This window comes from Enterobacter sp. V87_3 (assembly GCF_029967835.1).
GTDB classification, from domain to species: Bacteria; Pseudomonadota; Gammaproteobacteria; order Enterobacterales; family Enterobacteriaceae; genus Enterobacter; species Enterobacter cancerogenus.
Genome location: NZ_JASCAM010000013.1, coordinates 98376 through 111363 on the forward strand (window position 1 = coordinate 98376; position 12988 = coordinate 111363).

Sequence of the window (12988 nt, forward strand, 5' to 3'; positions counted from 1 at the left end):
TGGCAAGGTGACGTCAATTTCATCAAAGGGGATTCGTGATGTTAAATGCCTGGCACCTTCCGGTTGCCCCATTTGTTAAGCAAAACAAAGACAATCTGGTGATTACGCTCTGGCTGACAGGAGAAAATCAGCCTGAACGCGTGACGCTTCGCGCTGAAGTGGATAACGAAGAAACGACGCTGAAAATGCACAAACAGCGCAGCCAGCCGCAGCCAGGGGTGACGGCGTGGCGGGCGAATATTGATTTGGTCAGCGGCCAGCCGCGTCGGCGCTATAGCTTTAAACTGCTGTGGAATAACCGCCAGCTGTGGTTCACTCCGCAGGGGTTCAGCCGTTTCCCGCCCGCGCGCCTGGAGCAGTTCGCGGTGGATTATCCCGATCACGGCCCGCAGTGGGTTAATGACCAGGTCTTTTACCAGATTTTCCCGGACCGCTTTGCCCGAAGCGAAAAGCGGACCGCGGATCAGGATAAGGTCTATTACCACCATGCGGCAGGGCACGACATTATCCTGAAAGCATGGGATGAACCGCTTACCGCGCAGGCGGGCGGCTCGACCTTTTACGGCGGCGATCTCGACGGGATCAGCGCAAAACTTCCGTACCTGAAATCCCTCGGCGTCACCGCGTTGTACCTGAATCCGGTGTTTAAAGCCCCGAGCGTGCACAAATACGATACCCAGGACTATCGTCACGTTGACGAGCAGTTTGGCGGCGATGAAGCGCTCCTGCGCTTACGTGAAAATACGCAGCGCGAAGGTATGCGTCTGGTTCTGGACGGCGTATTCAACCACAGCGGCGATTCGCACGCCTGGTTTGATCGCCATAACCAGTCGATGGGCGGCGCGTGCCACAACCCGGATTCGCCGCAGCGCGACTGGTACAGCTTCGATGAGGAAGGGCGCACGCTCGACTGGCTGGGCTATCCCAGCCTGCCAAAGCTGGATTTTCAGTCGCCCACGCTGGTGAATGAGATTTACGGTGGCGAAGAGAGCATTGTGCGCCACTGGCTGAAGGCGCCGTGGAGCATGGACGGCTGGCGGCTGGACGTGGTGCATATGCTGGGCGAAGCGGGTGGGGCGCGAAACAACCTGACCCACGTTGCCGCAATCACCTACTCGGCGAAAGTCGCCAACCCCGACGCGTTCGTCTTTGGTGAACATTTTGGCGACGCCCGCCAGTGGCTGCAGGCCGATGCGGAAGATGCGTCGATGAACTATCGCGGCTTTACCTTCCCACTGTGGGGATTCCTTGCCAACACGGATATCTCTTACGATCCGCAGCATATCGACGCTGAAACCTGCATGGCGTGGATGGATAATTACCGCGCTGGCCTGTCGCATCAGCAGCAGCTCAGGATGTTCAACCAGCTGGACAGCCACGATACCGCCCGCTTTAAATCGCTACTGGGTAAGGACGTGACACGCCTGCCGCTGGCCGTTACCTGGCTCTTTACCTGGCCGGGTATACCCTGCATTTACTACGGCGATGAGGTGGGGCTGGATGGCAATAACGATCCGTTCTGCCGCAAAACCTTCCCATGGGAGCCAGAAAAACAGGACAAGGTGCTGTTGAGCCTCTATCAGCGTCTGGCGAAAGTGCGTAAACAGAGTCTCGCCCTGCGCTACGGCGGCTGTCAGGTGGTCTACGCCCACGATAACGTGGTGGTGTTTGTCCGCGTCTATAACCAGCAGCGCGTGCTGGTGGCGATAAACCGTGGTGAAGCCTGTGAGGTGGTGCTGGATGATTCCCCGCTGCTGAAGGTGGCGACGTGGAAAAATAAAGAGGGCAAGGCGACAATTCATGACGGCGTGCTGGCGCTGCCGACGATATCCGCGACGATCTGGCTCGGCAGTTAACGCGACAGGGAGTGTTTCCAACTTTTAGGATAGCGTAAATGCAATTATTTATGTCAATCTTCGCGGATCGTTTACGTAGAAGGTGGAAACATGGACGTGCTCTACACCCTTGGTTGTTTGTTCCTGGTTTTTGCACTGGTGGTTGCGCCCGTGCTTGCGGTTATCGGCTTTAAGCGGAGTACGGCGTTGCGGCAGGAGATCGCCCGGCTTCGCCAGCGTATTGAGTCGCTCGAGCAATGTGGTGTTGCTGAGATAGCACCGCAGACGGCGCAGACCGCCGCGCCGGGGGGAGTGCCTCCTCCTGTGGTGGCGGACGTTCCCGCATCTGTGGATCCCTGGCGTGGGGAAATCGCCACTCTCGTGGCAGAACCCGCTCCGGCCCCTGCGCCTACGGCAAAACAGCCTTCTGCCGTTGGTGGCATACTGACATCGCTGGCGCGCTGGTTTATGCAGGGTAATCCACTGGCGAAGCTGGGGATCCTGCTGCTTTTCCTCGGTCTCTCTTTCCTGCTGCGCTATACCGCTGAACATTCTCAGTTCCCGCTTGAGTTGCGCCTGGTGGCGACGGCGCTGTTTGCCATCGTTTTGCTGGCGGTTGGCTGGCGATTGCGGCCTAACCAGCCGGTTTATGCGCTTATCATACAGGGCGGGGCAACGGGCATTCTCTACCTGACCGTGTTTGGTGCGTTCAGGCTCTGGCAAATGCTGCCGGTGACGCTGGCTTTTGGGTTGCTGGTGGTGATTTGCGCCGCGAGCGTCGGGCTGGCCGTGCTGCAAAAGGCATTGAGCCTTGCCATGCTGGCGAGTCTTGGTGGGTATCTGGCCCCACTGCTCCTGTCTACCGGAGGCGGTAGTTTTGTGGCGCTGTTCTCTTTCTATCTCCTGCTTTCCATCGGCATTCTCGCCATCAGCATCTGGCAGCACTGGCGCGAGCTCAATCTGCTTGGGCTGCTTTTTACGTTCGGTGTGGGTGGCCTGTGGGGGCTGAACGACTATCAGCCTGAAGACTATGGGTTCTGCCAGCTGTTCCTGATTGCCAATACGCTGATATTCGGCGTGCTGAGCGTGGCGCTGTCGCTACGGGCGCAAAAAAAAGGGCAACAGATCATTGACGGCGTACTGCTGTTCGCTCCGCCGCTGATCGGCTTCGGGATACAGTATGGCATGACCCGGCACTGGGAATATGGCCCGGCACTGAGCGCGCTGGGATATGGTGCATTTTATCTTGCTCTTGCGTTCCTCGCGCTGCGGCGCTATCCATCCATCGGACGACCGATGGTCATGGCGGCGCTGGCCATCGGCGGTGGGTTCGCCACGCTTGCCATTCCGCTGGCGCTCTCCGCGCGCTGGACGGCAATGGCCTGGGCGCTGGAGGGGCTGGGTATCCTCTGGCTGGGCGTACAGCAGCACCAGCAACGCATGAGCTATAGCGGTACGGCGCTGCTGGTGCTGGCGTTCGGCAGCGCGCTGTTGTCGCAAATGAACGGCGTGACCTCTCTGAGCCGGCTCCTCATCTTCGCCATCCTTAGCCTTTGCTGGCTGGCTGCGGCCTGGCTGTGGCGCAGTCGTTTTCTGTCAGTCAGCCGGGCGCTGTTGGCTGGCGGCCTGTTGTTCTGGATCGTGGCGCAGCTGGGTGCCTCGCAGCTGGTGCTGACGAAGGCATTACCGATTCTGGCGAGTGTGCTGGCACTGACGGCGGCGTCAGTCTGGGGCTGGCGTCAGGTGGCCGCTCGTCTGGCGTGGTGGGAGCTGGATGCCAGCAAATGGCTGCTGTGGCCGGTGATGCTGCTGATGGTGCTTTTTCAGCTCGGGCACCAGCAGATCTTTGCCGCCGGCTGGTCAAATCTGGCCTGGTGCATTGCGCTTCCTTCCGCGCTAATGCTGTTGCGGCGCGACGCTAAAAAGTTCCTTCCGCGCTTCACGATGGGGCTGCACCTGTCGCTATTCTGGATGATTTTACTGGCGCTGGCGGCGGAGCTTTACTGGTTTGCTCGCGCGCTGCCGTGGGGCATGGCGGCCTGGAGCTGTGGACTGGCGATGGCGGCAGGCGGCGGAGTGATTCTGGCGGTCTCTGCGGCGGTGCGTCGCCGCGCGTGGCCGTTCGGAGAGTGGCCTGCGCTCTACGCCTGCCTGGCACCGATCCCCGTCGTCGTGGTGCTGCTGCTGATGCTGGTCTTAACCAATTTCCAGGACGGCGTCGTTTATCGTCAGAAATGGCTGCCGCTGATAAACCCACTTGAGGAAGGCGCAGCGTTTGCGCTGCTGGGGCTGGTAGTCTTTTATCGGGCAGTGGATCGCTACTATCCCGCATTGCTTTCATACGCTCGCCCGTGGCCTGCCGCCGCGATCGCAGCATTGAGCTTCTGGTGGCTTAACGGTGCGCTGATGCGCGCCCTGGCCTGGTATGGGGAAGTGGCCTGGAATATGGCGTCGCTGTGGGACTCGCGGCTTATCCAGACCACGTTTGCCCTGTTCTGGATGCTGAGTGCGCTGGTGGTCATGATGAATGCCACCCGCAGAGCCTCCCGTCAGGAGTGGCTCTGCGGTGCTGCCCTGCTGGGTGTGGTGATAATTAAACTGATGCTGGTCGATAGCGCAGGCGGAGGCGGCCTGTCGCGTGCGGTGGCGTTTATCGGCGTGGCGATACTGGTTCTGATCGTGGGCTATTTCTCACCACTGCCGCCTAAAACAGGATATGAAAAATGAAATGGATGAAAGCGGTAGCGTGTACCGCCCTGCTGGCGTTTTCCGGCCCGGCGCTCTGCGACGGGGTACAAACTGAATCGCCGCAGGATTATGCCTTCGGTCGTTCACTCAATACGTCTGTTCCCTCACTGTGGTATCGGTTGACGTTGCCGCTCGCCGTCTACGCGCAGAGCACGTCGGCGAATCTGGATGATGTCCGCGTCTTTAATCAGTCGGGCGAGCCGGTTCCCTTCAGCCTGGTTACCGCGACCCGCCCGCAGGCGACAGCGCAATCCACGGCGCTGCGCCTTTTTCCTCTGGACGCGTCAGTGCTTACCGCCGGTGATGGCAATACGCTCCTGCTCCGTTCCCGAAACGGCGTTGAGATTGTGCTGGAAGAGCCGAAAGCAGCTGCGGCCGGGCAACATTATTTGCTCACCCTGCCTGAACAGACGACGGGTGAACTTGCCCTGTCCCAACTGGAGTTGCTCTGGAATACCCATCAGACGTCGTGGCAGGGAACGGCGTCGGTCTATTACAGCGAGGATCTTAAGCGCTGGTCTACCCTGTACAAGGATATGCCGCTGCTGGACGTCGTCAGCGGCCAGGATCGTCTTAAGCTCGATCGGATCGATACTGATATTGTTCTTTCTCCCGATGCGAATCGCTATCTGATAGTGGTGCTGGATACGCAAAGCCAGGGAATGACGTTGACGGGTGTAAACGCAATTAGCGCCCCGGCGCAGGCGGCCCCGGAAGCAATCGACCTTGATGGGGAAGGGAAACAGCTATCGACAAGCGAAGCGCAGTGGCAATGGGCGCATCCGCAGCCGTTGAGCGCGGTCAGCATTTTCTTGAAAGGCGACGGCGTCCTGCCCGTGGAGATCGCGTGGCGGAGTACGGAAAAAGACACATGGCACCCCCTGAAAAAAGAGGTTCTTTACCGTCTTAATGGCAAAAGGTCTGCGTCGGTTTCACTTGGTGGAGAACGGGTCCAGGCGATAAAAATCACCACGCTGAATGCGCGTTTACCGGAAAAACTTCCGGACGTCATCGGGCATCGTGACCGCGTTGACCTGGTGTTCAACGCGCAGGGGAAAGCACCGTACGTGCTTGCATGGGGAAACGGGGCGGCAAAACCTGCAAAGGTGGAGCCTGAGATGCTGATCCCCGCCGACCTGCGCAAAACCTATGACAGTGAGAATCTGCCGCAGGTCGATATTGAGGATGATGTTGCGTTAGGTGGTGAGGGGCGTTTGACCGCCACGTTCGCGAGCGAGCAGGAGAGCCGGATGAACGCGTTGCTGGTTTGGGGCGTGCTGATTGTGGGCGTGATTCTGCTGGCCGTTATGGCCTGGCGCATCTGGCGAGAGACGCAGCGTAAAGCATAAAAAAAGGCCCGCATAAGCGGGCCTTTTTCGTAAACCGTGCCGATTACAGGCTGGATACGTTCTCAGACAGGTACTTAGCCACGCCGTCCGGAGACGCGTTCATGCCTTCTTTCCCTTTTTCCCACTGAGCCGGGCACACTTCGCCGTGCTCTTCGTGGAACTGCAGCGCGTCAACCATGCGCAGCATTTCGTCGATGTTACGACCCAGCGGCAGATCGTTCACAACCTGGTGACGAACGATGCCGTTCGCGTCGATCAGGAAAGAACCGCGCAGCGCAACGCCTGCGTCCGGATGCTCAATACCGTAAGCCTTCTGGATTTCGCGTTTAATGTCCGCAACCATCGCGTATTTCACCGCACCGATGCCGCCGTTGTCGACAGGGGTGTTACGCCATGCGTTGTGTACAAATTCAGAGTCGAAGGAGACGCCAACGACTTCTACGCCACGTTTCTGGAATTCTTCATAACGTTTGTCGAACGCGATCAGCTCAGACGGGCAAACGAAAGTGAAGTCCATTGGCCAGAAGAACAGAACGGTCGCTTTACCGTTGGTGTGCTGTTTGAAGTTGAAGTTTTCAACGATTTCACCGTTGCCCAGAACTGCTGCAGCCGTAAAATCCGGAGCCGGACGAGTTACCAGAACCATATGATTCTCCTGTAGATACTAAGGTTATTTGGAACGCAACGCGGGCCAGTATAGAGAGTGTGCAGCCATAAGACAAAGAGGTGCTGACAATCGTTCAGCCAGCTTTTACCTATCAATGCGGATCCTGTTACAGCTGTTTGTTTTTCGCCTGCGCCATCATGCGCGGGTAGAACTGCCAGAAACGGCTCTCCAGCGCGTCGTAGTGCGTGTCCAGGTCGTGCCAGGAATCGCGTAGCGCATCGAGACGCGGGCGGCGGCTGGCCATGCCGTCCAGGACGTTCTGGATAAAATCCATCTCGCGATACCGCTCCAGCCAGCGTTCAGACCACAGATAGTTGTTGAGATTGACAAAACGCGGCGGGGAGTCCGGTAAAATTATCGCCACCTGCTGACGGGCATAGCGTACAAATTCTGGCAGCGGCAGGTTCGGCGACAGCTGTTCCCAGTGGCGCGACAGGAAGTGATCCCACATGACGTCGAGCGTAATTGGCGCGACGCGGCGGGTTTCGGGGCGGAACCATGCTTTCGCTTCGGTCACTTCCGGCAGGTTATCGGTCAGGACATCGATCCGGCGATGCATAAAGATCCCTTCGACAACCTCTGCGGAATACGCCTCGGCGGGGTTGCCGCGCACGAAATCGGCCAGCAGGTTGCCGGATAAAGAGCTTTCAGCGAGATGAGCAAGATGCAGGTGAGCGAGAAAATTCATGCGTTTTATTTGTCCGGGGGCGGCTAGTTGTTGCAGCAAAAGGGTGTGAGCACTAGACTATGCCGCCTGTTTTTAAGTCACGAGTATACGTCATGCGCGTCGCCGATTTCTCCTTTGAATTACCTGAATCCCTGATTGCTCACTATCCCATGCCTGAGCGCAGTAGCTGCCGTTTACTGTCACTGGACGGGCCGACGGGCGAGCTGACGCACGGTACTTTCACCGATTTGCTCGACAAGCTCAACCCTGGCGATCTGCTGGTCTTTAACAATACCCGTGTGATCCCGGCGCGCCTGTTTGGCCGTAAAGCCAGCGGCGGCAAGATTGAGGTGCTGGTTGAACGTATGCTCGATGATAAACGTATTCTGGCACATATTCGCGCCTCGAAAGCGCCGAAGCCGGGTGCAGAGCTGCTGCTGGGCGATGACGAGAGCATTAAGGCGACCATGACCGCGCGCCACGATGCGCTGTTTGAGGTGGAGTTTAACGACGAACGCACGGTGCTGGATATCCTCAACGCCATCGGCCATATGCCGCTGCCGCCGTACATTGAGCGCCCGGATGAAGAGTCTGACCGCGAGCTGTACCAGACCGTCTACAGCCAGAAGCCTGGCGCGGTGGCTGCCCCCACGGCGGGCCTGCACTTTGATGAACCGCTGCTGGAAAAGCTGCGCGCAAAAGGCATTGAGATGGCATTCGTCACGCTGCACGTTGGCGCGGGGACGTTCCAGCCGGTACGCGTAGACAGCATTGAAGATCACATCATGCACTCCGAGTATGCCGAAGTGCCGCAGGAGGTGGTTGACGCGGTGCTGGCAGCGAAAGCGCGCGGAAGCCGCGTTGTGGCGGTCGGGACAACCTCCGTGCGTTCCCTTGAGAGCGCGGCGCAGGCGGCAAAAACCGATCTTATCGAGCCGTTCTTTGGCGATACCCAAATCTTTATCTACCCAGGCTACCAGTACAAAGTGATTGATGCGCTGGTAACCAATTTCCATCTGCCTGAATCAACATTAATTATGCTGGTGTCGGCCTTCGCGGGTTATCAGCACACGATGACGGCCTACAAGTCTGCGGTAGAACAAAAATATCGCTTTTTTAGCTACGGGGACGCGATGTTTATCACGTACAATCCGCAGGCTTTGAATGAGCGTGTCGGGGAATAAGTCCGCGGCACCGTTTTACAACGTTGGACTGTTTTTCTGACGTCGGAGAAAAAATGAAATTTGAACTTGATACCACCGACGGTCGCGCACGCCGCGGTCGCCTGGTGTTTGATCGCGGCGTGGTGGAAACCCCCGCGTTTATGCCTGTGGGCACGTACGGCACCGTAAAAGGGATGACGCCGGAAGAAGTTGAAGCCACTGGCGCACAAATTATCCTCGGCAATACCTTCCACCTGTGGCTGCGCCCGGGCCAGGAAATCATGAAGCTGCACGGCGACCTGCACGACTTCATGCAGTGGAAAGGCCCTATTCTTACCGACTCCGGCGGTTTCCAGGTCTTCAGCCTGGGCGATATCCGCAAGATCACCGAAAAAGGCGTGCACTTCCGTAATCCGATCAACGGCGATCCGATCTTCCTCGATCCGGAAAAATCCATGGAGATTCAGTACGATCTCGGTTCCGATATCGTGATGATCTTCGATGAATGTACGCCATACCCGGCAGACTGGGATTACGCCAAGCGTTCAATGGAAATGTCCCTGCGCTGGGCGCAGCGCAGCCGTGACCGTTTTGACGCCCTGCAGAACAAAAATGCGCTGTTCGGCATTATTCAGGGCAGCGTTTACGAAGATTTACGTGATATCTCCGTTAAAGGTCTGGTAGAGATAGGCTTTGATGGCTACGCTGTCGGCGGTTTGGCTGTGGGTGAGCCGAAGGAAGACATGCACCGCATTCTGGAGCACGTCTGCCCGCAAATCCCGGCCGATAAACCGCGATACCTGATGGGTGTGGGTAAACCAGAAGATCTGGTGGAAGGCGTTCGTCGCGGCATTGATATGTTCGACTGCGTCATGCCAACCCGTAACGCGCGTAACGGGCATCTGTTTGTGACCGATGGCGTGGTGAAAATCCGTAACGCGAAGCATAAGAGTGACACCAGCCCGCTCGATTCCGAGTGCGATTGCTATACCTGTCGCAATTATTCTCGTGCGTACCTGCATCATCTCGATCGTTGCAACGAGATTTTAGGTGCGCGTCTCAATACCATTCATAATCTTCGTTATTATCAGCGCTTAATGGCTGGTTTACGTAAGGCTATCGAAGAGGGTAAATTAGAGAGCTTCGTGACCGATTTCTACCAACGTCAGGGTCGGGATGTTCCGCCGTTGAACGTTGATTAATTTTAATAATGAGGGAATTTGAATGAGCTTTTTTATTTCTGATGCGGTAGCAGCAACTGGCGCGCCATCACAGGGCAGCCCAATGTCTCTGATTCTGATGCTGGTTGTGTTCGGTCTGATCTTCTACTTCATGATCCTGCGTCCACAGCAGAAACGCACCAAAGAGCACAAAAACCTGATGAACTCCATCGCGAAAGGCGATGAAGTGCTGACCAACGGTGGCCTGGTCGGTCGCGTAACCAAAGTAGCTGAAAGCGGCTATATTGCTATCGCCCTGAACGACACCACTGAAGTGGTTATCAAACGTGACTTCGTAGCTGCCGTTCTGCCGAAAGGCACCATGAAGGCGCTGTAATCCCAACTTTTCCCAAAGGGAACTGCCGTGTTAAACCGTTATCCTTTGTGGAAGTACATCATGCTGGTCGTCGTGATTATCGTCGGCCTGCTGTACGCGCTTCCCAACCTGTATGGTGAGGATCCGGCCGTTCAAATCACTGGCGCGCGCGGTGTCGCCGCCAGTGAGCAAACGCTGATCCAGGTCCAGAAAACGTTACAAGAAGAAAAAATTACCGCTAAGTCTGTGGCACTGGAAGAGGGCGCAATTCTTGCTCGCTTCGACACCACCGACACGCAGCTCCGCGCCCGTGAAGCGCTGATGGGCGTGCTGGGTGATAAATATGTCGTGGCGCTTAACCTTGCTCCTGCAACCCCACGTTGGCTGGCTGCGCTGAACGCAGAGCCAATGAAACTCGGTCTTGACCTGCGTGGTGGCGTTCACTTCCTGATGGAAGTGGATATGGACACTGCCCTTGGCAAGCTGCAGGAACAGAATATCGACAGCCTGCGCAGCGATCTGCGTGAAAAAGGCATCGCCTACACGACCGTGCGTAAAGAAGATAACTACGGCTTGAGCATCGCGTTCCGCAACGGCGCGGCACGCGACCAGGCTGTGACTTACCTGTCTCAACGTCATCGCGATCTGGTGATCACCTCCCAGGGCAGCAACCAGCTGCGTGCGGTCATGACCGATGCGCGTCTGAGTGAAGCCCGTGAATACGCTGTTCAGCAGAACATCAACATTCTGCGTAACCGTGTAAACCAGCTGGGCGTGGCCGAGCCGCTGGTACAGCGTCAGGGTGCTGACCGTATCGTGGTAGAACTGCCGGGTATCCAGGATACCGCGCGTGCGAAAGAGATTCTGGGTGCAACCGCAACCCTGGAATTCCGTCTGGTGAATACCAACGTCGATCAGTCGGCTGCCGCTTCTGGCCGTGTGCCGGGCGACTCCGAAGTGAAACAGACTCGCGAAGGCCAGCCCGTTGTGCTGTACAAACGCGTGATCCTGACCGGTGACCATATCACCGACTCCACTTCCAGCCAGGACGAATACAACCAGCCGCAGGTTAACATCTCGCTTGATAGCGCGGGTGGTAACATCATGTCTAACTTCACCAAGGACAACATCGGCAAACCGATGGCAACCCTGTTCGTGGAGTACAAAGACAGCGGTAAGAAAGACGCTAACGGTCGCTCTGTGCTGGTGAAAGAGGAAGAGGTGATTAACATCGCCAACATCCAGTCTCGTCTGGGTAACAGCTTCCGTATTACCGGTATCAACAACCCGAACGAAGCGCGTCAGCTCTCTCTGCTGCTGCGTGCCGGTGCGCTGATTGCGCCGATCCAGATTGTTGAAGAACGTACCATTGGTCCAACCCTGGGTATGCAGAACATCAAACAGGGTCTGGAAGCGTGTCTGGCCGGTCTGGTGGTCTCTATTCTCTTCATGATCTTCTTCTACAAGAAGTTTGGTCTGATTGCGACCTCCGCGCTGGTGGCAAACCTGGTGCTGATCATCGGTATCATGTCTCTGCTGCCGGGGGCAACGCTGACCATGCCGGGGATTGCGGGTATCGTCTTAACCCTTGCGGTGGCGGTCGATGCTAACGTACTGATAAACGAACGTATCAAAGAAGAGCTGAGCAACGGTCGCTCTGTGCAGCAGGCGATTGAAGAAGGCTATAAAGGGGCGTTCAGCTCCATCTTCGATGCGAACGTAACAACACTGATTAAGGTTCTAATCCTGTATGCAGTGGGGACTGGCGCTATCAAAGGCTTTGCAATTACGACCGGTATCGGTGTAGCAACGTCAATGTTTACCGCTATTGTCGGCACCCGTGCCATCGTGAACCTGCTGTATGGCGGCAAGCGCGTCAAAAAGCTGTCTATCTGAGGAGTGCGTTGTGGCACAGGAATATACTGTTGAACAATTGAACCATGGCCGTAAAGTCTGGGACTTTATGCGCTGGGACTACTGGGCCTTCGGGATTTCAGGTTTTCTCCTGATTCTCTCCATCGCCATTATGGGTGTGAAAGGCTTTAACTGGGGTCTCGATTTCACCGGTGGTACGGTGATTGAAATCACCCTGGAAAAACCGGTCGATATGGACCAGATGCGCGAATCGCTGCAGAAAGCGGGCTTCGAAGAGCCGCTGCTGCAGAACTTCGGCAGCAGTCGCGACATCATGGTGCGTATGCCGCCGGTGCACGATGCCAACGGCAGCCAGGAGCTGGGCAGCAAGGTCGTTCACGTCATTAACGAAACGACCAGCCAGAATGCGACGGTTAAGCGTATTGAGTTCGTCGGCCCAAGCGTGGGCGCGGACCTGGCGCAAACCGGTGCGATGGCGCTGATGGTGGCGCTGATTTCCATCCTGATTTACGTTGGTTTCCGCTTTGAGTGGCGACTGGCGGCAGGCGTGGTTATCGCCCTGGCGCACGACGTGGTGATCACCATGGGCATACTGTCTCTGTTCCATATTGAGATTGACCTGACGATTGTGGCATCCCTGATGTCCGTTATCGGTTACTCACTGAACGACAGTATCGTGGTATCTGACCGTATCCGTGAAAACTTCCGTAAGATCCGTCGCGGTACGCCGTACGAAATCTTTAACGTGTCGTTGACCCAGACGCTGCACCGTACCTTGATCACATCCGGTACCACCTTGATGGTTATCCTGATGCTGTATCTCTTCGGTGGCCCGGTACTGGAAGGCTTCTCGCTGACCATGCTGATTGGTGTCTCTATCGGTACGGCGTCGTCCATCTACGTAGCGTCCGCGCTGGCACTGAAACTCGGCATGAAGCGTGAGCACCTGCTGCAGCAGAAGGTCGAAAAAGAAGGGGCGGATCAGCCGTCAATTCTGCCGTAAGACAGCGTCTTTCGCATAAAAAAATCCCGGTCTGTTGACCGGGATTTTTTTTGTCTTCGCGCCCTCTCCCGTGGGAGAGGGTAGGGGTGAGGGCATCAGCCCGCACCATTTTGGATCCCAGGCCCGGTAAGCGCAGCGCCACCGG

General features: G+C 56.8%; 10 protein-coding genes. 8 read left to right on the forward strand and 2 right to left on the reverse strand.

What is annotated here, in order from left to right:
- Nucleotides 1-38 precede the first annotated feature (38 nt).
- From malZ to QLG21_RS05555, 3 genes are all read left to right on the forward strand, one after another.
- Complete coding sequence (malZ, locus tag QLG21_RS05545) at nt 39-1856, forward strand: maltodextrin glucosidase (protein ID WP_282484029.1); 1818 nt, start codon at nt 39-41, stop codon at nt 1854-1856.
- A gap of 90 nt (nt 1857-1946) precedes the next feature.
- Nucleotides 1947-4562, forward strand: coding sequence for a DUF2339 domain-containing protein (locus QLG21_RS05550; RefSeq protein ID WP_282484030.1), 2616 nt, complete (start codon nt 1947-1949; stop codon nt 4560-4562).
- Nucleotides 4559-5932 carry a DUF3999 family protein gene (locus QLG21_RS05555; RefSeq protein ID WP_282484031.1) on the forward strand — a complete coding sequence of 458 codons (1374 nt, stop codon included), beginning with the start codon at nt 4559-4561 and terminating at the stop codon, nt 5930-5932. The genes QLG21_RS05550 and QLG21_RS05555 overlap by 4 nt, the downstream gene beginning before the upstream one ends.
- A gap of 43 nt (nt 5933-5975) precedes the next feature.
- Here the strand turns inward: QLG21_RS05555 and QLG21_RS05560 are convergent, their stop codons facing one another.
- Together QLG21_RS05560 and acpH are read right to left on the reverse strand one after the other, a co-directional pair.
- The gene (locus QLG21_RS05560; protein WP_006176862.1) at nt 5976-6578 is read right to left on the reverse strand and encodes a peroxiredoxin; all 603 of its coding nucleotides are present in this window, start codon (nt 6576-6578) and stop codon (nt 5976-5978) included.
- 127 nt (nt 6579-6705) lie between these two features.
- On the reverse strand, nt 6706-7287 hold the full coding sequence (gene acpH / locus QLG21_RS05565; protein WP_282484032.1) for an ACP phosphodiesterase: 582 nt from the start codon (nt 7285-7287) through the stop codon (nt 6706-6708).
- 92 nt (nt 7288-7379) lie between these two features.
- Here acpH and queA point away from each other — a divergent pair, with 92 nt between their 5' ends.
- The 5 genes from queA to secF are packed head-to-tail and all read left to right on the forward strand — an operon-like array spanning nt 7380 to nt 12843.
- Nucleotides 7380-8450 carry a tRNA preQ1(34) S-adenosylmethionine ribosyltransferase-isomerase QueA gene (gene queA / locus QLG21_RS05570; protein ID WP_101738171.1) on the forward strand — a complete coding sequence of 357 codons (1071 nt, stop codon included), beginning with the start codon at nt 7380-7382 and terminating at the stop codon, nt 8448-8450.
- Nucleotides 8451-8503: 53 nt separating this feature from the next.
- Complete coding sequence (gene tgt, locus QLG21_RS05575) at nt 8504-9631, forward strand: tRNA guanosine(34) transglycosylase Tgt (protein WP_006176865.1); 1128 nt, start codon at nt 8504-8506, stop codon at nt 9629-9631.
- 22 nt (nt 9632-9653) lie between these two features.
- A complete protein-coding gene (gene yajC / locus QLG21_RS05580) occupies nt 9654-9986 on the forward strand; it encodes a preprotein translocase subunit YajC (protein ID WP_042320789.1) in 333 nt (110 codons plus the stop codon).
- Between the two features lie 27 nt (nt 9987-10013).
- The gene (gene secD, locus QLG21_RS05585) at nt 10014-11861 is read left to right on the forward strand and encodes a protein translocase subunit SecD (protein ID WP_282484033.1); all 1848 of its coding nucleotides are present in this window, start codon (nt 10014-10016) and stop codon (nt 11859-11861) included.
- A gap of 10 nt (nt 11862-11871) precedes the next feature.
- Complete coding sequence (gene secF, locus QLG21_RS05590; protein WP_102891357.1) at nt 11872-12843, forward strand: protein translocase subunit SecF; 972 nt, start codon at nt 11872-11874, stop codon at nt 12841-12843.
- Nucleotides 12844-12988 lie beyond the last annotated feature (145 nt).